Genomic DNA, 20,793 nt, shown 5'->3' on the forward strand with positions numbered 1-20,793 from the left:
CTCAGGCCCCGAGCATTCCGGTCCACATCTGCGGGAAGTCGGGCAGGGTCTTGGCGGTCGTCGCCACGTTCTCGATCTCCACTCCGGGGACGGCAAGGCCGATGATCGACCCCGCGGTGGCCATGCGGTGGTCGTCGTACGTATGGAAGGTACCGCCGTGCAGCGGCCTCGGCCGGATGTGGAGGCCGTCGGCGGTCTCCGTGACGTCACCGCCCAGCTCGTTGATCTCCTTGGTGAGCGCGGCCAGCCGGTCCGTCTCGTGCAGCCGCAGGTGGGCGACGCCGATCAGGGTCGAGGGGGAGTCGGCCAGGGCCGCGACGGCCGCGATGCCGGGGGTCAGCTCGCCGACCTCGCCGAGGTCGACGTCGATGCCGTGGATCCGGCCCGAGCCGGTGAAGGTGAGCCCCTGCTCGGTCAGCTCGCAGCTGCCGCCCATCGCGGTGAAGATCTCGCGCAGCGCGTCACCGGGCTGCGTGGTGCGCAGCGGCCAGTCCGGGATGGTGACGCGGCCGCCGGTGACCAGCGCCGCGGCCAGGAACGGCTGGGCGTTGGACAGGTCGGGCTCCACGGTCAGGTCGCGGCCCAGCAGTGCCGAGGGAGAGACCCGCCAGACGTTGGGCTCGCCGCCCGTCTCCGGCTCGTCCACCTGGGCGCCGACGGCCCGCAGCATGTCGACGGTCATCCGGATGTGGGGCATCGAGGGGAGTACGGCGCCGGTGTGACGTACCTCCACACCCTGGTTGAAACGCGGCGCCGACAGCAGCAGCGCCGAGACGAACTGGGAGGACGAGGAGGCGTCGATGGCCACCGGTCCGCCGTCCAGCGCGCCGCCGCCGTGCACGGTCATCGGCAGGGAGCCGCGGCCGTCGTCGTCGATCCGGGCACCGAGCACGCGCAGGGCGTCGATCACCCCGGTCAGCGGGCGCTCGTAGGAGCGGGGGTCGCCGTCGAAGTGGACCGGGCCGCTCGCCAGGGTCGCCACCGGGGGCAGGAAGCGCATGACCGTGCCGGCGTTGCCCACGTCGATGGTCACGGGTCCGTGCAGGCCGGCCGGGATGATCCGCCAGGCCTCGCCGGACCCGTCGGGGCCGCCGGCGACGGACGAGCTGGAGGACACCGTCTCCTCGATGCCGACGCCCATCGCGCGCAGCGCCTCGGCCATCAGCAGGGTGTCGCGGGAGCGTAGCGGCCGGCGCAGCCAGCCGGGTTCCGACGACAGCGCGGCGAGCACCAGCGCACGGTTGGTGACCGACTTCGATCCGGGCACGGTGACGGTCGCGTCGACGGCTCCGCTCGCGGTGGGGGCGGGCCAGAGGGCGGGCTGCACGGAGCTTTCGGTCATGGGGCTACTTTAGTGGCTCCTCACGCGTCCGGATTTTGACCAAACGGGATGAAACCGGGATGTAACGCAAGAGGGGGAAGGTAGTCGGGTCACAGCCCCAGCAGCCAGCGCCCACCGCCGATGAGCGAGCAGAGCGACACCGCGTGGAACAGGAACAGCCACAGCGCGGCCGGCACGTCCGTCAGCCGGGACAACTGGTCCGCGTCCGAATCGGGCGCCCCGCCGTGCCGCCGCTTGGACTGCAGCTCGAACGGCGGACGCACGCCGCCCAGCAGCAGGAACCAGACCGCGCTGTACGCGAACAGCGACTGCCAGGCGGGCGAGGCCAGCCATGACATCAGCAGGAAGAGCGAACCGGTGAGGATGACCGTGAGCGCCCCGTACACATTGCGGATCATCACCAGCATCACCGCGAGCAGCGCCGTGGCCACCCACAGCAGCAGCGTGATCCGGCCGTTCACCAGCAGCCAGGCGCCGCCCAGTCCCAGCAGGGAGGGCGCGGTGTAGCCCGCCGCCGCGGTCAGGACCATACCGATGCCGGTCGGCTTGCCCCGGCTCACCGTCAGCCCGCTGGTGTCCGAGTGCAGCCGGATGCCCGAGAGCTGCCGCCCGGTGAGCAGGGCGACCAGCCCGTGCCCGCCCTCGTGGGCGATGGTGATCGTGTTGCGCGACAGCCGCCATATGAAGTTCGGTACGACGGCGATGAGCGCGGCCGTGGCCGTCACCACGACCAGCCACTGCTCCGGGGCGGGCTGGGTGCCGAAGACGCGGTCCCACAGATTGCCGAGATCGGTGCTGTCCATGGTGTGGGCGGCTCCTTGCGGTAGGGGCGTCCGGCCGGGTTGACGATCGTGGCAGTCTGGCACCTATGTGCGGACGGTATGCAGCGAGTCGGCGGCCCGAGGATCTGACCGGACTCTTCCAGGTGGAGAAGTGGGAACCGGTCGAGACGCTGGAACCCGATTACAACGTGGCGCCGACCAAGGAGGTCTACGCCGTACTGGAACGTCCTGTGAAGGACGCCGACGACCAGCGTCCGGTTCGCCAGTTGCGCGCCCTGAAGTGGGGACTCGTTCCCTCGTGGGCCAAGTCACCCGAGGGCGGCGCCCGGATGATCAACGCCCGCGCCGAGACGATCCACGAGAAGCCGTCCTTCCGCCGCCCCTTCGTCTCCCGGCGCTGCATCCTGCCGGCCGACGGCTATTACGAGTGGGTGACCGGCGCCGAGGAGCGGCAGCTGGAGGAGAAGGGCCGCAAGAAGCGGCCCCGTAAGCAGCCGTACTTCGTCACGCCCGCCGACGGATCGGTCTTCGCCATGGCCGGTCTGTACGAGTTCTGGCGCGACCGGACCCTGCCGGACGACCACCCCCAGGCCTGGTGGGTGACCTGCTCGGTGATCACGACCGAGGCGGAGACGAGCCCGCTCGCCGTCGCCCCCGCCGAGGGCCCGGGCGCCCTCGCCGACATCCACCCCCGGATGCCGCTGATGCTGACCCCGGACCGCTGGGACGACTGGCTGGACCCCTCCCGCACCGACGTCGAGGAGCTGCGCGGGCTGCTCGCGCCCCCGCCCGGCGGGCTGATGCGGGCCTACCCGGTGGCCACCACCGTCAGCAACGTGCGCAACAACGGCCCCGAGCTGCTCGACGAGCTGGCCGCCCCCGAGGTGAGCACGCTCTTCTGAGCCACGCGCCGGACCCGGGACGGTCCGCCGCGCATTGGTTGGATGGGGGCCGTGAAACCCACCGAGAAGCCGACTGCGAAACCCCCCGAGAAGCCAAACGTGACAACCCCCGGGACAGCGCCGCGCACCGAGACGGTCGACACCGACACCGGAACCGCCCGGATCACCTGGTTCCCGGCACCGGAACCGCGCCTCCTGCTCGCGCTCGGACACGGCGCGGGCGGCGGCATCGAGGCCCGGGACCTGCGGGCCCTGGCCGGTGCCCTGCCCGCGCACGGCTTGAGCGTCGCCCTGGTCGAGCAGCCCTGGCGTGTCGCCGGCAAGAAGCTGGCCCCCGCCCCCAAGACCCTGGACACGGGCTGGCGCGGCCTGTGGCCGGCGCTGGCGGCCCCCGGGCTCCCCGTCGTCGCCGGCGGGCGCAGCGCAGGGGCCCGGGTGGCCTGCCGCACGGCGGCCGGGCTCGGGGCCCGCGCGGTCCTCGCGCTCAGCTTCCCGCTGCACCCGCCGGGCCGCCCGGAGAAGTCCCGGGCCGACGAGCTGCTGGCCTCCGGCCTCCCCACGCTCGTCGTCCAGGGCGGCAACGACCCGTTCGGCAGGCCGGCGGAATTCCCGCCGGGGGAGTACCGGATCGCCGAGGTGCCGCACGGGGACCACGGCTTCGCCGTACCCAAGCGTTCCGGGCTGACCGAGGATCAGGCCATGGAGATCCTCACCACATCCGTGACCGGCTGGCTGGCCGGAATCATGTGACGCACACCCCGGGAATGCGCGACGGGGGGTCGCTGTTGTGCCAGACGTCGGTACACCAACGTCGTATGTGGAGAGGGAGTCCGTCGCATGGGTTCGACCATCTGCCCGCGTCGCTCGAACGCCGCTGACCTGGAGTGGACGGTGCTGCATGCGGCCAGGACCACTCCCGAGCGGGCGCTGAGCGGATCGGATCGACAGCCCGCGTCGGACCAAGGTCGACTATTCTCCGATTCGAGCGGGTCCGGTTTCGGCTCCGCCACAGCGTTGGAGGAGGTGGGTCCGGTCACTGGGACCGACACAGGGACCGACGACGGCCGCCCGCAGGAGACGACGGCCGAGCGCAACGCGCGCTTCGAGCGCGACGCCCTCGGTTTCCTCGACCAGATGTACTCGGCCGCGCTGCGCATGACGCGCAACCCCGCGGACGCCGAGGATCTGGTCCAGGAGACGTATGCCAAGGCGTACGGCTCCTTCCATCAGTTCCGTGAGGGAACCAACCTCAAGGCGTGGATGTACCGCATCCTCACCAACACCTTCATCAACTCGTACCGCAAGAAGCAGCGCGAACCCCAGCGCAGCGCGGCCGAGGAGATCGAGGACTGGCAGCTGGCCCGCGCCGAGTCGCACATGTCCACCGGTCTGCGCTCCGCCGAGTCACAGGCCCTCGACCACCTGCCCGACTCCGATGTGAAGTCTGCGCTGCAGGCGATCCCCGAAGAGTTCCGCATCGCGGTGTATCTCGCCGATGTAGAGGGCTTTGCCTACAAGGAGATCGCGGACATCATGGGGACTCCCATCGGTACGGTGATGTCCCGACTGCACCGGGGCCGCCGTCAACTGCGCGGCATGCTCGAGGACTACGCCCGTGACCGCGGGCTCGTCCCGGCCGGCGCCGGTGAGTCGGACGATCGGAAAGGCTCGGGCTCATGAGCTGCGGAGAGCCGCACGAGACGGAGTGCGCCGAGGTACTCGATCACCTCTACGAGTTCCTCGACCGGGAGATGCCGGACAGCGACTGCACCAAGTTCGAGGTCCACTTCGGTGAGTGCTCCCCCTGCCTGGAGAAGTACGGCCTGGAGCAGGCCGTGAAGAAGCTGGTCAAGCGCTGCTGCGGTCAGGACGACGTCCCGGCCGACCTGCGCTCGAAGGTGATGGGCCGGATCGACCTGATCCGGTCGGGGCAGGCGGTGCCGGAACAGGACGTCACGGTCTCCGACGCCGAGCTGCCGGCCGCCGCCAACGAATGACGCATCACCCGAACGTGCTAATCGCAGTCGTCGGCACTCAGCCGGGACGCCCAACTCGCTAGCCTGGCGCCTCCATTGGCGATGCTGGGGGGCGGGCGGAACGGGTGAGAGCGACACGTGGCGCGGCGCGGGCACACATCCTGGTCGTCGCGCTCGGTGCCGCCCTGTGTGTGCTGCCCGCGCTGCGTCCGGGCGCGCAGACCCCGTGGACCACCCTCGGACTGCTCGCCGGGCTCTACCTCGTCTGTGAACTGCCCGGCCGCTGCCCCTTCTTCGGCAGCTACGTGCCGATCGGTGCCGGATCGTTCTTTCCCCTCCTGCTCGCCGCGGCCTTCCTGCTGCCGCCACCGGCCGCCGCGCTGGTCGCGGTCCCGGGCTCGCTCGTCGGCCGTGCCGGGAAGCCGCCCGCCGCCGCCCGGCGGATCTGGCGGGCCGGCCAGCTGCCCGTCACCGTCTGGGCGGCCTCCTCCGTGTACGCCCTGCTCGGCGGTCCCGCCGCGCTCGGCGGCCCCGGACCGGACGGGCAGCCCGACCTCCCCTACGCGTTGCTGCCCGCCTGCGCCGCCGCGCTGGCCTTCAGCCTCGTCCTGACCGCCCTGGACGGATCCATTCTCGCGGCGGCGGAACAGCTGCCCCTGCGACGCGCCTGGAGCGGGCTGCTGCCCCGCGCGCTCGGGCCGCACCTGGTGCACGGTCTCGCCGGGCTGATGATGGCCATCCTGTGGACCAGCTCGTACGGGCCGCTGGCGGCGCTCTTCGTCCTGCTGCCGATGTACATCTCCTGCTGGGTGTTCGCCCAGTACCACCGCGAGCACGCCGTGCACCGCGCCACGATCAGGGCCCTGGTGCAGGCCGTCGACATCAAGGACACCTACACCCGGGGCCACAGCGAGCGGGTGGGGCGCGCCTGCGTGCTCATCGCCCAGGAGCTGGGCATGGCACAGGAGCGCGTCGAGGTGCTCCGGTTCGCCGGGATCCTGCACGACGTCGGGAAGCTCGGGGTGCCGACGCGGGTGCTGCGCAAGGACGGGCCGCTGACGCCCGAGGAACGCCGGGTGATCGAGCTGCACCCGGAGTACGGGCACGAGATCGTCCGTGGCATCGGCTTCCTCGGCGAGGCCCGCGCCGCGATCCTCCACCACCACGAACGGCTCGACGGCAGCGGGTATCCGTACGGGCTGGCCGGCCGCCGGATCCCCGAGTTCGCCCGCGTCGTCGCCGTCGCCGACGCGTTCGACGCGATGACGTCGACCCGCTCGTACCGGCCGGGACGCCCGGTGCCGGTCGCCGTGGAGGAGCTCGAACGGTGCGCGGGCACCCAGTTCGATCCGCAGATGGTACGGGCGCTGGCGCGGGGCCTGGAACGGCACGGGTGGTCGGGGGCGGCGACGGCCGTGACGGCGGACGAGGCGGGGGTGCCGCCGCCGCGGGGCGGGGCGGCCGGGCGCGAGGACGGGGGCGCCGGGTCCGTCCGGGGGCTGGTGCGTCCTCAATCGCCGGACGGGCTTGATTCCGGCACCTCGTCGCCGCCGCGGTCCGCGCCGTCGCAGTCCTCGCCGTCCAGGATGCCGGACCGTCCCCGGTGAGCCCCCCGTGGGCACGGCTGTCCCCCGTCGTCCTCGCCGTTCGCGGCGCCGCCCTCGCGCTCACCGCCTTCGCGCTCGGGCACACCTTCTGGCACGGCGTCCGCGAACCGGGTCACGCCCTCGCCTTCGGGGTGCTCATCACCGTCGGTGAGCTGGCCCGCTGGGGCGCCCGGCCGGGGGAGCGGGAACCCGCGCCGCTCGGTGCCGCCGGGGCGCTCGCGTACGCCCTGCTCGGCCGCAGCGGCGGGGAGCCGACCAGCCACGGGGCGCTCCAGGTGATCGCCGTGCTCGTCGCGGCGCAGCTCGTCGCCTCCGTGCCCCACGTCGCGCGCGGGAGCGGGCCCGGCCCCGACCAGGTGGCCCGGCGCGTCCTGACCGTCGCCTTCGCCGCCGTCTGCTTCCAGCCGCTGTACAACTCCGGCCGGTCCGAGAGCTGGTTCGGCGACGGTCCGTACTACGCGGCCTTCCTGCTCGTCCTGCTCGGCCTCACCGCCCTGTGCGACGCGGTGCTGGGCGCCCTGCTGCTGCGGGCCCGCACGCTGCCCCGCGGCCTCCGTGCGGCCGGCGCCGCCCCCGTACCGTACGGACCACTGCTCCGCGACGAACTGCGGGCGCTGCGGGGCATCGGGTCGGCGGTCTGCGCGACCGGTGCCGTGATGGCGCTCGGGGTCGCCGTCGCCGGGCTGTGGGCGCTGCCCGTGCTGTGCGTGCCGCTGCTGCTCACGCACGTGTCCTTCCGCCGGTTCGCCGCCGTACGCACCACCTACCGGCAGACCATCGCCTCGCTCGCCCGGTCCACCGAGATCGCCGGGTACACCCCGCCCGGCCACGCCCGCCGGGTGGCGGCGCTCTGCACGGCCGTCGGGCGTGAGATGGGCCTCTCCGGGCCCGAGCTGACCGTCCTGGAGTACGCGGCACTGATGCACGACATCGGCCAGCTCTCGCTCGTCGACCCGGTGCCCGACGGGGCGACCGCCCTGCTGCCGGCCGCCGAGCAGCGCCGGATCGCCCTGCTGGGCGGCGCGGTGGTCCGCCAGACCGGGGTGGACACGAAGGTCGCCGTCGTCGTGGAGCGGCAGGCCGACCCCTACCGCGAGCAGCCGCTGTCCGCCAGGATCGTCCGGGCGGTCAACGCATACGACGACCTGTGCGGGGAAGGTCTCAGCGGGCCGCTCGGCGCACTGGAACAGCTCAGGCTCGGGACCGGCCGCGACTACCAGCCCCAGGTCGTGGAATCGCTCGCCCGGGTTCTGGCCAGGGGCGGTCTGACCCCCGTCCCACCTGGGTAACCCATGGGTAATGAGCGGGCGTCCGGCCGGGCATGGTTGGATGCGAAGAGAGCGGAAATACGAGGGTGTCCAGTCGGGACAGGCGGGAATCGTGAGGATCTTCGGGAAGGTACGGCATCGGCCCTCCGCCTCTTGGCGGCAGGCCACGGACCGCGCGTTCACGCTGATCGGCGACGGCCGGTACGAGGACGCGGGCGCACTGCTGACGCGTGCGGCGGACCTGGAGCCCTGGCTCTCCGAGTCGTGGTTCAACCTGGCGCTGCTGCACAAGTTCCGGCACGACTGGGAACAGGCGAGAGCCGCGGGCCTGCGGGCCGTCGCGCTGCTCGACAAGGAGTCCGGCGCCCCCGACTGGTGGAACGTCGGGATCGCCGCCACCGCGCTCCAGGACTGGCCGCTGGCCCGCCGGGCCTGGCAGGCGTACGGGCTGAAGGTGCCCGGCGGCGGCCAGCAGACCCCGGCGTCCGGCAGCGAGCCGGTCGGCATGGAGCTGGGCAGCGCGGCCGTGCGGCTGTCGCCCGAGGGCGAGGCCGAGGTCGTCTGGGGCCGCAGGCTGGATCCGGCACGGATCGAAGTGCTGTCGATCCCCCTGCCGTCTTCCGGGCGGCGCTGGGGCGAGGTCGTCCTGCACGACGGGGTTCCGCACGGTGAGCGGATCACCGCGGCCGGGCCCTCCTACCCGGTGTTCGACGAGATCGAGCTGTGGGCTCCGTCCCCCGTCCCCACCTGGGTGGTGCTCCTGGAGGCGGCCACCGAGGCGGACCGGGACGCGCTGGAGCAGCTGGCGTCCGACGCAGGCTTCGCCGCCGAGGACTGGTCTTCGTCCGTCCGGCTGCTGTGCCGGGCCTGTTCGGAGAGCCGGATGGAGAGCGACGAGGGCGACGGAGAGCACCTGGACCCGCACGATCACAGCGAGCCGGGCCATCCCGGGCCGCTGGGCCACCGCACGGCCGGCGAGCTGTGGGTGCCGGAGCGCGAGTGCGGCCTCGCGGCGCCCTCGGGGCTGGTGCGGGGGCTGCTCGACGGCTGGGTGGCGGACAGTCCGGACAGCCGCGAGTGGCGGGATCTGGAAGAGGTCTGCTGAGCGGTGCCGATCGGTGCCCGTAGGCTGTACGCGCACCGATTCCGGTGCTCGGGCGCCCCGGTTCTCGTGAGCGGCGGATCCCGGGTTTCACGTTGTGAGGAAGGCGTACGGCGGACATGGCGCAGCAGGAGACGGACGAGCAGATCAGCGTCGACGAGGACGGTTTCCTCGTCGACACCGAGGACTGTGAGGCACGTGAGGCGGCCCACCGCGAGCGCGGCACCTCCCGCCCGATCACGGTCGTGGGCAACCCGGTCCTGCACAAGGAGTGCAAGGACGTCACCGCGTTCGACGACGAGCTGGCGCAGCTGATCGACGACATGTTCGCCAGCCAGCGGACTGCGGAGGGCGTCGGCCTGGCCGCCAACCAGATCGGGGTCGACCTCAAGGTCTTCGTCTACGACTGCCCGGACGACGACGGCGTCCGGCACACCGGCGCCATCTGCAACCCGGTGCTCGACGAGCTGGCGCCGGAGGAGCGCGTCCTGGACGACTCCAACGAGGGCTGCCTGTCGGTCCCCACGGCGTACGCCTCGCTGGCCCGCCCGGACTACGCGGTGGTGCGCGGCCAGGACGCCAAGGGCAACCCGGTCAAGGTGCGCGGCAACGGCTACTTCGCCCGCTGCCTCCAGCACGAGACGGACCACCTGTACGGCTACCTGTACATCGACCGCCTCTCCAAGCGCGACCGCAAGGACGCGCTGCGGCAGATGGCGGAGAACACCCCGCGCTACGAGGTCGTCCCGAACGACTGACGCGGCTTTCGGCAGGGGCCTCGGACCGGTGCGCCGGGGCGGGGCCCCGCCGTCGATCTCTGTTCGCCCCACGCGTAGTTGACGCGCGTCGACTCGTCCGCCAGGCTCAGCCCCACACCTTCACCGCGGTAGGGAGCCCCCATGATCGGACGTCTCGCACGCCTCCTGCTCGGCCTTGTCATGACCATGGCTTTTGCGCTGGGCGGGGCGGTGGTCACCGCAGGCACCGCACACGCCGACGGCTGCTACACCTGGACCCGCACCCTGTCCCCGGGCGCCACCGGCAGCGATGTCGTCCAGCTCCAGCTCCGGGTGGCGGGATACCCCGGCTACAACTCCGTGCTCGCCGTCGACGGCTCCTACGGGCCCGCCACCACCGCCGCCGTCAAACGCTTCCAGGCCGCCTACGGACTGGCCGCCGACGGCATCGCGGGCCCCGCCACCCAGTCCAAGCTCTACGCCCTCCAGGACGACGACTGCACGCCCGCCCACTTCACGTACGCCGAGCTCAACCACTGCAACAGCACCTGGGCGGGCGGTGCCGTCGCTGCCGGTACGGCCAAGGCCAACGCGCTGAGCACCATGTGGAAGCTGGAGGCGCTGCGCCACGCCCTCGGTGACCGTCCGATCACCGTCAACAGCGGCTTCCGCTCCTACTCCTGCAACAGCGCGGCCGGCGGCGCGTCGAACAGCCGCCATCTGTACGGCGACGCGGCCGACCTGGGCGGCATCGCCTTCTGCACCCTCGCCCAGCAGGCCCGCTACCACGGCTTCAACGGCATCCTCGGTCCGGGCTACCCCGACCACAACGACCACGTCCACGTGAACCAGGGCCCCAGCCACTACTGGTCCGCACCCAACTGCGGCATCTGACAGGGGCGGCAAACGCCCCGGCGGCCGGCGGTCAGGCCACTTCGGTCAGCGCGGCCGCCGGACCGCGGAAGGTCCGGCGGTACGCGTTCGGCGTGGTGCCGAGGGAACGTACGAACTGATGCCGGAGCGCGGCCGCGTTCCCGAAGCCGGTCCGGCCGGCGACCGTGTCCATCGTCTCGTCGGAGGTCTCCAGGAGGTGCTGCGCCAGCAGCACCCGCTGGCGCAGCAGCCAGCGGTAGGGCGTGGTGCCCGTCTCCTGCTGGAAGCGGCGGGCGAAGGTGCGCGGTGACATGTGCGCCTGGGCCGCCAGTTGCTCGACCGTCATCTCCTGGTCGAGGTGCCGTTCCATCCAGGCCAGTGTGTCGCCGACCGTGTCGCAGCGGTTCCGCGGCAGCGGGCGCTGGATGTACTGCGCCTGCCCGCCGTCGCGGTGCGGTGGTACCACCATGCGGCGGGCGATGGTGTTGGCGGCGGCGGGCCCGTACTCCTGGCGGACCAGATGCAGACAGGCGTCGATCCCCGCGGCCGTCCCCGCCGAGGTGATGACGGAGCCCGCGTCCACGTACAGCACGTCCGGCTCGACGTTCGCCCGCGGGAAACGGCGGGCCAGTTCGTCGGCGTGCCGCCAGTGGGTGGTGCAGCGCCGGCCGTCCAGCAGGCCGGCAGCGCCGAGCATGTACGCCCCCGAGCAGACGCTCAGCACCCTGGCCCCGCGGTCCACGGCCCGGCGCAGCGCGTCCAGGGCCTCCTCGGGGAACTCCCGGTCACCGAAGCGGCTGCCGGCCGGGATGGCGATGAGGTCGGCCTCCTCCAGGCGGTCGAGGCCGTGCTGGGTGGTGAGGGTGAACCCGGCATGCGTGCGCAGCGTCGGGCCCTCGGCGGAGACCACGGCGAAGTCGTGCACCGGCAGACCCTCGTCGCTGCGGTCCAGGCCGAACACCTCGCACAGGACGCCGAGTTCGAAGGGGTGGACCTCGTCGAGCAGCAGAGCGGCGACATTTTTCAGCATGACCCCAGTGTGGCAGTAATTCGATGCTCCGCGACAGTCCTGCCACTGCCGCGATCGGCCGGAACCGGCGACAGTAGAGGCATGAACACATTCCTGAACTACCTGGTCGTAACAGCCGTTTTCGCCCTCTTCCTGGCGCCGGTGCTGGTTGGCATCGCCCGTGAACGCCGCATCGACCGCGAGCTGCGGGAGGCGGAACGGGCCCGGAGCGGCGAACCCCCGCAAACGGCGGACGCCGCGCGGCCGGTGGGGGCCGCACGGCGTCCGTACGTCAGGAGCTGGGCGAGGGTCTGACGGGCCCCGGCCCAGCAGACTAGAAGTCGTCGTCGAAGCCGACCGTGCCCTCGACGGCCACCTGGTAGGCGGACGGGCGGCGCTCGAAGAAGTTCGTCAGTTCCTGGACGCCCTGGAGCTCCATGAACGAGAACGGGTTCTCCGATCCGTACACCGCCGGGAAACCCAGCCGGGTGAGCCGCTGGTCGGCGACGCACTCCAGATACTGGCGCATCGACTCGGTGTTCATACCGGGCAGCCCCTCGCCGCACAGATCGCGGCCGAACTGCAGCTCCGCCTCGACGGCCTCCTTCAGCATGTCGGTGACCTGCTGCTGGAGTGCGTCGTCGAAGAGGTCCGGCTCCTCCTTGCGGACGGTGTCCACGACCTCGAACGCGAAGTTCATGTGCATCGTCTCGTCACGGAACACCCAGTTGGTGCCCGTGGCGAGGCCGTGCAGCAGCCCGCGCGAGCGGAACCAGTACACGTACGCGAAGGCGCCGTAGAAGAAAAGTCCCTCGATGCACGCCGCGAAGCAGATCAGGTTCAGCAGGAAACGGCGGCGGTCGGCCTTCGTCTCCAGCCGGTCGATCTTCTCGACCGAGTCCATCCAGCGGAAGCAGAACTGCGCCTTCTCGCGGATCGACGGGATCTCCTCGACCGCGTCGAAGGCCGCCGCGCGGTCGTCGGGATCGGGCAGATACGTGTCGAGCAGCGTCAGATAGAACTGGACGTGCACGGCCTCCTCGAAGAGCTGCCGCGACAGGTACAGCCGCGCCTCGGGGGAGTTGATGTGCTTGTACAGCGTCAGCACGAGGTTGTTCGAGACGATCGAGTCACCGGTCGCGAAGAACGCGACCAGCCGGCCGATGAGATGCTGCTCGGCGGGCGTCATCTTGGCGAGGTCCGCCACGTCGGAGTGGAGGTCGACCTCCTCCACGTGCCAGGTGTTCTTGATCGCGTCCCGGTAGCGCTCGTAGAAGTCCGGGTAGCGCATCGGCCGCAGGGTCAGTTCGAAGCCCGGGTCCAGCAGGTTCTTGTTGTCGTCGGAGCTCATTACTGACAGGCCTCGCAGGACTCGGGGTTTTCCAGGGAGCAGGCGATCGCGTCCGCGTCGGGCGCGGACGCCTGCGCGGGGACCGGGGCGGCGGACGCGGCACGCGCGATCCGGGTCGCCGGGCGCGAGCGCAGGTAGTACGTCGTCTTCAACCCCTGCTTCCAGGCGTACGCGTACATCGAGGAGAGCTTGCCGATCGTCGGAGTCTCCAGGAACAGGTTCAGCGACTGGCTCTGGTCGAGGAACGGCGTACGGGCCGCCGCCATGTCGATCAGACCGCGCTGCGGGATCTCCCAGGCCGTGCGGTACAGCGCCCGCACCTCCTCGGGGATCCACGCGAAGCCCTGCACCGAGCCGCTCGCCTCGCGCAGTGCCTCACGGGTCCGCGCGTCCCACACGCCGAGCTTCTTCAGCTCGTCCACCAGATACGCGTTGACCTGGAGGAACTCACCGCTGAGCGTCTCGCGCTTGAAGAGGTTGGAGACCTGCGGCTCGATGCACTCGTACACGCCCGCGATCGAGGCGATCGTCGCGGTCGGAGCGATGGCCAGCAGCAGGGAGTTGCGCATGCCGGTCTTCGCGACCCGGGCGCGCAGGGCGTCCCAGCGCTCCGGCCAGTTCAGCTCGGTGTCGTAGTGGTCCGGGTGCAGCACACCGCGGGCGGCACGCGTCTCGGACCAGGCGGGGAGGGGACCCGAGCGCTCCGCGAGGTCGCAGGACGCCTCGTACGCCGCGAGCATGATGCGCTCGGAGATCTTCGTCGACAGGGCGCGCGCCTCGGGGGAGTCGAACGGCAGCCGCAGCTGGAAGAAGACGTCCTGGAGACCCATGGCGCCCAGGCCCACCGGACGCCAGCGGGCGTTGGACCGGCCGGCCTGCTCGGTCGGGTAGAAGTTGATGTCCACGACCCGGTCGAGGAAGGTCACGGCGGTACGCACGGTGGCGTCCAGGCGCTCCCAGTCGATGGTGCCGTCGGCGACGAAGGCGCCGAGGTTGACCGAACCCAGGTTGCAGACGGCCGTCTCGCCGTCGTCGGTGACCTCGAGGATCTCGGTGCACAGGTTCGAGGAGTGCACGACGCGGCCGGGCTCGGCGGTCTGGTTCGCGGTGCGGTTGGAGGCGTCCTTGAACGTCATCCAGCCCTGGCCCGTCTGGGCGAGGGTCCGCATCATGCGACCGTACAGCTCACGGGCCGGCATGGTCTTGCGGGCCAGGCCCTTGGCCTCGGCCGCCCGGTAGGCGGCGTCGAACGCGTCGCCCCACAGGTCGACGAGCTCGGGCACGTCGGCCGGGGAGAACAGCGACCACGTGCCGTCCGCGTCCACCCGGCGCATGAACTCGTCGGGGATCCAGTGCGCCAGGTTGAGGTTGTGCGTGCGCCGCTGGTCCTCGCCCGTGTTGTCGCGCAGCTCCAGGAACTCCTCGATGTCCGCGTGCCACGTCTCCAGGTAGACGGCCGCGGCGCCCTTGCGCCGGCCGCCCTGGTTGACCGCGGCGACGGAGGCGTCGAGCGTCTTCAGGAACGGCACGATGCCGTTGGAGTGGCCGTTGGTGCCGCGGATCAGCGAACCCCGGGCGCGGATACGGGAGTACGAGAGGCCGATGCCGCCCGCGTGCTTCGACAGGCGCGCCACCTGGTGGTAGCGGTCGTAGATCGAGTCCAGCTCGTCCAGCGGGGAGTCCAGCAGGTAGCAGGAGGACATCTGCGGGTGCCGGGTGCCGGAGTTGAAGAGCGTGGGCGAGGAGGGCAGGTAGTCCAGCCGGCTCATCAGACCGTACAGCGCGGCAACCTCGTCCAGGGCGCGCGCGGAGGTGTCCTCGGCGAGACCGGAGGCGACGCGCAGCATGAAGTGCTGCGGGGTCTCGATGACCTGACGGGTGTGCGGGTGGCGCAGGAGGTACCGGCTGTGCAGGGTGCGCAGGCCGAAGTAGCCGAAGCGGTCGTCGGCGCCGTCGGCGAGCGACTGCCCGACCAGCGCGTCCAGGGCCCCCGCGTGCAGCGCCACGAACTCGGCGGTGCGGTCCGCGATCAGGCCCTCGCGGTGCCCGACGGCGACCGAGGCGGAGAAGGATGTCGCACCCTGGCCGGCCGCCTCGTCCGCGATGGTGCGGGTGAGGAGGCGGGCGGCGAGCCGGGAGTAGGCGGGGTCCTCGGAGATCAGGCCCGCGGCGGCCTCGGTGGCCAGCGAGCGCAGCTCGGCCTCGTCCGACCGGGCGTTGCGGCCGCGCAGCGCGGCGGCGGCGACGCGTCCGGGGTCGGTGTCGGGCAGATCGGCGGTGAGGCCGGTCAGGGTCCGCAGCAGTGCGGTCCCCGGTCCCTCGCTCGTGCTTCCCGTTGACTCGGCCACGGACACCGGATCGGCTGGCGCGATGGTCACGCGGTGCTCTCCCTCGCTCGGCTCGGGGCCTTCGGGGAGCGGAGGGCGGCCGGGCGGGGCGGGACCCGGCAGGGCAGCGCTCCGTGCGGCGTCCACCGGCCCATCCACGAGGCCCGGACGTCTGGGCATCCGGATCGGTGGAACCGGATGCGCTGTCGGCAGGACCTCGGACTCGGGGGTGCACAAAAGCGCACCGAACACACCGTTGCGGGACAGTTCCGGATTCGCACCGGATTTCCCTGCGGCGACAGCGAGCATGAGCATACATGTGGGGGCTGCCGGATGCGGCAGCCCCCACATGTTGTGTCGTGCGCGCTGTCAGGCGAGGGGAGGCAGCTCCAGCCGGTAGGTGAGCAGCTTGAGGTCGTCGAGGGGGCTCCAGTCCCTCTCGGGGGTCCGTACGAAGCCGAGGCGCCGGTAGATCCTATGGGCGCCGTGCATCGTCGGCTGCGTCGACAGGACGATCCCCGTGACCCCCGTGGTGGCCCGTGCGCGGTCGATACAGGCCCGTACGAGAGCCTCCCCGGCTCCTGCTCCCCGGGCCTCGCGGGAGACCGCCAGCATCCGGAACTCCGCCTCGTCCGCCGCGGCTATGTCGGCCCAGGCGTTGCCCGGCGGGGCGTAGGTGACCCCGCCCAGGACGCGGCCCCGCGCGTCGGCGGCCACCAGCACCTCGGCCTCGGCGGCGCGGCGGGAGACGTCGCGCAGCTGAACCAGATACGCATCGTCGGCGCCGAAGTCCAGGAGCCCGTCGCCGAGATAGGCCTCGGCGGTGATCTCGCCGAGGAGCGCGTACTCGGCGGGCTCGGCCGGCCGGATCGTCATGTCCATACGTGCAGTGTGCCGCACGCGCGGGCCGTGGCCGCAAGCACTTTTCCGCCGCGCGCGCGAACGGGCCGCCGCACCCCTGGCGGAGGAGTACGGCGGCCCGTTCGGTTCACCTACGCGTCGGTCAGTGGCCGCCCCGGCGCACCGGCGGTGGCCGGCGGGAGCTCCGTCACCACGCCCGGGTCACCCGCGTCAGCGGTGTAGTCGCCCGGAGAGGTCTCGTCGATCCCGGCGGGCGCCTTCACGGCGTTCAGGACGAAGGTGAGGACGACGACCACGACGACGTTCAGCACGAAGGCCGTGAGGCCGATGTAGCCGATCTCGCCGATGCCCGGGATCTCCTTGGAGGACCCGCCGAAGTGCTTCTGGGTGGGGCTGGCGACCCCGTACGCGGCGAGCGTCCCGTAGAGCATGCCGACCGCCCAGCCCGCGAGCAGCGCCCAGCGGTGGAACCACCGGGTGAACAGCCCGCCGACCAGGGCCGGCATCGTCTGGAGGATCCAGATCCCGCCGAGCAGCTGGAAGTTGATCGCGACCGTCTTGTCCATGGTGAGGACGAAGGCGAGCGCGCCGACCTTGACCAGCAGCGACACCAGCTTGGAGACCTTGGTCTCCTGCGCGGGTGTGGCGTCCGGCTTCAGGAAGTCCTTGTAGATGTTGCGGGTGAACAGGTTCGCCGCGGCGATCGACATGATCGCGGCGGGCACCAGCGCGCCGATGCCGATGGCGGCGAAGGCCACCCCCGCGAACCAGTCGGGGAACATGTTCTCGAACAGCTGCGGGATCGCCAACTGGCCGTTGTCCACCTTGACTCCGGCGGCGATCGCCATGAATCCCAGCAGTGCGAGCAGGCCGAGCATCAGCGAGTACAGCGGCAGGATCGTCGTGTTGCGGCGGATCACGTCACGGCTGCGGCTGGAAAGCGTCGCCGTGATCGAGTGCGGATACATGAAGAGCGCCAGCGCCGAACCCAGGGCCAGCGTCGCGTATCCCCACTGTCCGGCCTCGCCGGGTGCCAGTCCGGCCACCGGTTTGCCGGCCGCCTCGTTCTTCGCCGAGAAGGCCTCGCCCGCCTTGGCGAAGATGTCGTCGAAGCCGCCGAGCTTGATCGGGATGTAGATGATCGCCACGGCGATGACCAGGTAGATCAGCCCGTCCTTGACGAAGGCGATCAGCGCGGGCGCGCGCAGCCCGGAGGAGTACGTGTACGCGGCGAGCACCGCGAACGCGATCAGCAGCGGCAGGTCCTTGATGAACCAGTGGGTGTTCTCGCCGCCGCCGACGCCCATCACGTCCAGCACCGCCTGGATGCCGACGAGTTGCAGGGCGATGTACGGCATCGTGGCGAGGATGCCGGTGACGGCGACCGCCAGCGAGAGCCCCTTGGAGCCGAAGCGTCCGCGGACGAAGTCCGAGGTGGTGACATAGCCGTGCTTGTGCGACACCGACCACAGGCGCGGCAGGAACGTGAAGATCAGCGGGTACACCAGGATGGTGTAGGGCACCGCGAAGAAGCCGGCCGCGCCCGCCGCGTAGATCGCCGCGGGAACGGCGACGAAGGTGTACGCGGTGTAGAGGTCGCCGCCGAGCAGGAACCAGGTCACCCAGGTGCCGAACGACCTGCCGCCCAGCCCCCATTCGTCGAGGCTGGCCTCGTTCTCGGCCTTGCGCCACCGCGCGGCCATGAAGCCGACGACGGTGACGGCCAGGAAGAAGAAGACGAAGACGCCGAGCGCGACGCCGTTCACGCCGTCCTTCATGCGGACGCACCCCCCTTGCGGGAGCGCTGGTCACGCTGCCACAGCTTGTACGCGACCATGGTGAGCGCGGTGGAGATCGGCACCCAGAGCATCTGGTACCAGTAGAAGAACGGAATCCCGATGAAGGTCGGGTCGACCTTGGCGTACGAACTCACCCAGAGCATCGCCACGAACGGCGCGACGAGACAGAGGGCGATGACCACCCGCATCGGTGTGACGGTGGGTGGTTTTCCTTCTGGTTCTTCCGGCATGGCGGCGACTCCGTCCCCTCGCTGATCACCTCGTGTAATGGGCACGAAATCTAGGCGAGGGTTCCGGCCACCGTCACCCCCTGTCCGCATTGCGGTCCGGCAACGGTCTTGTGGGACCGGACTCCTGACCGAAATCACAGTAAAAGTCAGGGTGTTGGTCCAGACTAATCAGGCAGTGAACAGCCCCCGTGGGAACGCTTCCACGGGGGCTGTCCGGGATGCCGGCGACTTCAGTCCAGCGGCCGCTTCAGACGGGCCACGAACTTGTAGCGGTCGCCCCGGTAGACCGAGCGCACCCATTCGACCGGCTCGCCCTGGCCGTCCACCGAGTGCCGGGACAGCATGAGCATCGGCAGCCCCACGTCCGTGCCGAGCAGGCCGGCCTCGCGCGGGGTGGCGAGGGAGGTCTCGATGGTCTCCTCCGCCTCGGCCAGCCGTACGTCGTACACCTCGGCCAGGGCCGTGTAGAGGGACGTGTACTTCACCAGTGAACGCCGCAGCGCGGGAAAGCGTTTGGCCGAGAGGTGGGTGGTCTCGATCGCCATTGGTTCACCGCTCGCCAGGCGCAGCCGCTCGATCCTGAGCACCCGCCCGCCGGTGGTGATGTCGAGCAGCCCGGCGAGGGTGTCGTCGGCCGTCACGTAGCCGATGTCCAGGAGCTGGGACGTCGGTTCCAGCCCCTGGGCCCTCATGTCCTCGGTGTACGAGGTGAGCTGCAGGGCCTGCGAGACCTTCGGCTTGGCGACGAAGGTCCCCTTCCCCTGGATGCGCTCCAGCCGGCCCTCGACGACCAGTTCCTGGAGCGCCTGGCGCACGGTGGTGCGCGAGGTGTCGAACTCGGCGGCCAGGGTCCGCTCCGGGGGTACGGGGGTGCCCGGCGGCATCGTGTCCGTCATGTCGAGGAGATGGCGCTTGAGCCGGTAGTACTTCGGGACGCGTGCGGTGCGCGTGCCCGCTCCTGTCTCGTTCCCCGCACTGCCCCCGTCGGCACCCATGGCCCGCCTTCCCGACTGCTGCGTTGCTGCCGTCACCGGCTCCTCCGTCTGTCGCGGCTCACATGGTGGCACGGTCCGGTCACGGCTCGTCGCCCTCCCTCAGGTGTCGGTCCTGTAACGGACGCGAGTGCACTTCTTATACACCCTTGACACCCCTAAAGGTCTAGGCCAAGCTCCCGGTACTGGTCTAAACCATTAAAGACCAGGTCCCAGCCCCACGGGCAGTACCCGTCGCCTCATTGTGCGACGGTGGGCGTTCTCGGGTGGTGGGGGGAATCTCTTGCATCCCTGAGGAGGGTGTCGTGAAGCGCGGACTCATCGCGGCCATTGGCGTCGTGGCTCTGTTGGCCGGTGCCACTGCGTGCGGCTCGGACGACAAGACCGACAGCAGCAGCAAGAAGACCGGCCCCGACAGCTACAAGGGCCAGACGCTGACGGTCTGGGCCATGGACGGCTCGACGCCTCCCGGCTGGACCAAGGACCTGACCGCCGCCTTCGAGAAGAAGACCGGCGCGAAGCTGAAGTTCGAGACCCAGAAGTGGGACGGCATTCAGCAGAAGATCACGACGGCGCTCTCCGAGTCGACCCCGCCGGACGTCATCGAGGTCGGCAATACCCAGACCCCGGCCTACGCGGCCACGGGCGGTCTCTCCGACCTGAGCGACCTCAAGAAGGAGATCGGCGGCGACTGGGTCGAGGCACTCAACGAGTCCTCGGTCTTCGACGGCAAGCAGTACGCCGCCCCGTGGTACTTCGCCAACCGCGTCGTCATCTACAACAAGAAGGTCTGGGCCGACGCCGGCATCAAGGACACCCCGAAGACGCGGGACGAGTTCTTCAAGGACCTGGACGCCATCAAGAAGAAGGGCAAGGCCGAGCCGATCTACCTGCCCGGCCAGAACTGGTACTTCTTCGACGGCCTGACCATCGGCCAGGGCGCGGACCTCGTGAAGAAGGAAGGCGACAAGTACGTCTCCAACCTCTCGGACCCCAAGGTCGGCGCGGCCATGGAGCTCTACAAGAAGTACCAGGCCTACTCCAAGGCCCCCAAGGACAAGGACGAGGCCACCCCGCAGCAGGCCGAGGTCTTCGCCAAGGGCAACGTCGGCGCCTTCATCGGCATGGGCTGGGAGGCCGGCACGGCCATCGCGGCCAACAAGAAGATCGAGAGCGACATCGGCTACTTCACCATCCCGGGTGAGACCGCCGACAAGCCCGAGGGCGTCTTCCTCGGTGGCTCGAACTTCGCGATCGCCGCGGGCAGCAAGAAGCAGGACCTCGCCAAGGAGTTCCTGAAGCTCTCGCTGTCCGACCAGTTCGAGGGCCAGTTGGCCAAGGAGAACGGCGTCATCCCGAACAAGGAGTCGCTCAACTCCAACCTGACCGGAAACGGCGCCGCCGAGGCCGCCGCCCCGGCCGCCGCCGCCGGTGGCACCACCCCGCTCATCCCCGAGTGGGCCGCTGTCGAGAACGCGCCGAACCCGATCAAGAGCTACATGACCGCGGTTCTGAACGGAAAGTCCCCGGCCGAAGCCGCCAAGGCGGTCGAGTCGGAGATCAACAAGCGTCTCTCGCAGAAGAGCTGATCACACGCGCCGGGGGGCGGGCGACCGCCCCCCGGCGCACTCGCGT

General features: G+C 70.7%; 20 protein-coding genes and 1 riboswitch. Of the genes, 11 read left to right on the top strand and 9 right to left on the bottom strand.

What is annotated here, in order from left to right; translation table 11 throughout:
* Position 1: 1 nt before the first annotated feature.
* Both aroA and ABTX18_RS08880 read right to left on the bottom strand, forming a co-directional pair.
* Positions 2-1,342, bottom strand: a complete 1,341-nt coding sequence (aroA, locus tag ABTX18_RS08875) for a 3-phosphoshikimate 1-carboxyvinyltransferase (protein WP_352122053.1) — start codon at positions 1,340-1,342, stop codon at positions 2-4.
* 89 nt (positions 1,343-1,431) lie between these two features.
* A complete protein-coding gene (locus ABTX18_RS08880) occupies positions 1,432-2,145 on the bottom strand; it encodes a M50 family metallopeptidase (RefSeq protein ID WP_352122054.1) in 714 nt (237 codons plus the stop codon).
* A gap of 65 nt (positions 2,146-2,210) precedes the next feature.
* On the opposite strand from ABTX18_RS08880, the gene ABTX18_RS08885 reads away from it, so the two are divergent.
* From ABTX18_RS08885 to ABTX18_RS08925, 9 genes are all read left to right on the top strand, one after another.
* Positions 2,211-3,026 (top strand): SOS response-associated peptidase, encoded by an 816-nt coding sequence (locus tag ABTX18_RS08885; protein ID WP_352122055.1) that lies wholly within the window; start codon positions 2,211-2,213, stop codon positions 3,024-3,026.
* 99 nt (positions 3,027-3,125) lie between these two features.
* Positions 3,126-3,776, top strand: coding sequence for an alpha/beta hydrolase family protein (locus ABTX18_RS08890; RefSeq protein ID WP_352122056.1), 651 nt, complete (start codon positions 3,126-3,128; stop codon positions 3,774-3,776).
* A gap of 273 nt (positions 3,777-4,049) precedes the next feature.
* Entirely contained in the window at positions 4,050-4,706 is a 657-nt protein-coding gene (locus ABTX18_RS08895; protein WP_018105559.1) for a sigma-70 family RNA polymerase sigma factor, read from the top strand.
* A complete protein-coding gene (gene rsrA / locus ABTX18_RS08900) occupies positions 4,703-5,023 on the top strand; it encodes a mycothiol system anti-sigma-R factor (RefSeq protein ID WP_352122057.1) in 321 nt (106 codons plus the stop codon). The genes ABTX18_RS08895 and rsrA overlap by 4 nt, the downstream gene beginning before the upstream one ends.
* A 104-nt stretch (positions 5,024-5,127) precedes the next feature.
* Entirely contained in the window at positions 5,128-6,609 is a 1,482-nt protein-coding gene (locus tag ABTX18_RS08905) for an HD-GYP domain-containing protein (RefSeq protein ID WP_352122058.1), read from the top strand.
* Positions 6,606-7,898, top strand: a complete 1,293-nt coding sequence (locus ABTX18_RS08910) for an HD-GYP domain-containing protein (RefSeq protein ID WP_352122059.1) — start codon at positions 6,606-6,608, stop codon at positions 7,896-7,898. Before ABTX18_RS08905 ends, ABTX18_RS08910 begins: the two co-directional genes overlap by 4 nt.
* A gap of 91 nt (positions 7,899-7,989) precedes the next feature.
* Positions 7,990-8,982 (top strand): tetratricopeptide repeat protein, encoded by a 993-nt coding sequence (locus ABTX18_RS08915; protein ID WP_136329440.1) that lies wholly within the window; start codon positions 7,990-7,992, stop codon positions 8,980-8,982.
* Between the two features lie 116 nt (positions 8,983-9,098).
* Positions 9,099-9,737 (top strand): peptide deformylase, encoded by a 639-nt coding sequence (def, locus tag ABTX18_RS08920; protein WP_352122060.1) that lies wholly within the window; start codon positions 9,099-9,101, stop codon positions 9,735-9,737.
* A 141-nt stretch (positions 9,738-9,878) separates the two neighbouring features.
* A complete protein-coding gene (locus ABTX18_RS08925; protein ID WP_352122061.1) occupies positions 9,879-10,610 on the top strand; it encodes a D-Ala-D-Ala carboxypeptidase family metallohydrolase in 732 nt (243 codons plus the stop codon).
* A gap of 31 nt (positions 10,611-10,641) precedes the next feature.
* On the opposite strand, the gene ABTX18_RS08930 is transcribed toward ABTX18_RS08925, so the two are convergent.
* Entirely contained in the window at positions 10,642-11,619 is a 978-nt protein-coding gene (locus ABTX18_RS08930; RefSeq protein ID WP_352122062.1) for a GlxA family transcriptional regulator, read from the bottom strand.
* 81 nt (positions 11,620-11,700) lie between these two features.
* Between ABTX18_RS08930 and ABTX18_RS08935 the strand changes: the two genes are divergently transcribed.
* Positions 11,701-11,913, top strand: coding sequence for a hypothetical protein (locus ABTX18_RS08935; RefSeq protein ID WP_352122063.1), 213 nt, complete (start codon positions 11,701-11,703; stop codon positions 11,911-11,913).
* 19 nt (positions 11,914-11,932) lie between these two features.
* Here ABTX18_RS08935 and ABTX18_RS08940 read toward each other — a convergent pair whose 3' ends face one another.
* From ABTX18_RS08940 to ABTX18_RS08965, 6 genes are all read right to left on the bottom strand, one after another.
* Positions 11,933-12,949, bottom strand: a complete 1,017-nt coding sequence (locus tag ABTX18_RS08940) for a ribonucleotide-diphosphate reductase subunit beta (RefSeq protein ID WP_352122064.1) — start codon at positions 12,947-12,949, stop codon at positions 11,933-11,935.
* Positions 12,949-15,327 carry a ribonucleoside-diphosphate reductase subunit alpha gene (locus ABTX18_RS08945; RefSeq protein WP_352122065.1) on the bottom strand — a complete coding sequence of 793 codons (2,379 nt, stop codon included), beginning with the start codon at positions 15,325-15,327 and terminating at the stop codon, positions 12,949-12,951. The genes ABTX18_RS08940 and ABTX18_RS08945 overlap by 1 nt, the downstream gene beginning before the upstream one ends.
* Before the next feature lie 152 nt (positions 15,328-15,479).
* Positions 15,480-15,578, bottom strand: a riboswitch (adenosylcobalamin-variant (AdoCbl-variant) riboswitch).
* Positions 15,579-15,645: 67 nt separating this feature from the next.
* Positions 15,646-16,158 (bottom strand): GNAT family N-acetyltransferase, encoded by a 513-nt coding sequence (locus tag ABTX18_RS08950; RefSeq protein ID WP_352122066.1) that lies wholly within the window; start codon positions 16,156-16,158, stop codon positions 15,646-15,648.
* A 110-nt stretch (positions 16,159-16,268) separates the two neighbouring features.
* Positions 16,269-17,915, bottom strand: a complete 1,647-nt coding sequence (gene mctP / locus ABTX18_RS08955) for a monocarboxylate uptake permease MctP (RefSeq protein WP_352122067.1) — start codon at positions 17,913-17,915, stop codon at positions 16,269-16,271.
* On the bottom strand, positions 17,912-18,166 hold the full coding sequence (locus ABTX18_RS08960) for a DUF3311 domain-containing protein (protein WP_352122068.1): 255 nt from the start codon (positions 18,164-18,166) through the stop codon (positions 17,912-17,914). The genes mctP and ABTX18_RS08960 overlap by 4 nt, the downstream gene beginning before the upstream one ends.
* 230 nt (positions 18,167-18,396) lie before the next feature.
* Positions 18,397-19,161: a GntR family transcriptional regulator gene (locus ABTX18_RS08965; RefSeq protein WP_136329517.1), complete on the bottom strand. Its 765-nt coding sequence runs from the start codon at positions 19,159-19,161 to the stop codon at positions 18,397-18,399.
* Between the two features lie 302 nt (positions 19,162-19,463).
* Between ABTX18_RS08965 and ABTX18_RS08970 the strand changes: the two genes are divergently transcribed.
* Entirely contained in the window at positions 19,464-20,747 is a 1,284-nt protein-coding gene (locus ABTX18_RS08970; RefSeq protein ID WP_352122069.1) for an extracellular solute-binding protein, read from the top strand.
* The last annotated feature ends 46 nt before the right edge of the window (positions 20,748-20,793 follow it).

The sequence above is a fragment of the Streptomyces sp. NPDC096323 genome, assembly GCF_040302845.1.
In the GTDB taxonomy this organism is placed as follows: Bacteria; Actinomycetota; Actinomycetes; order Streptomycetales; family Streptomycetaceae; genus Streptomyces.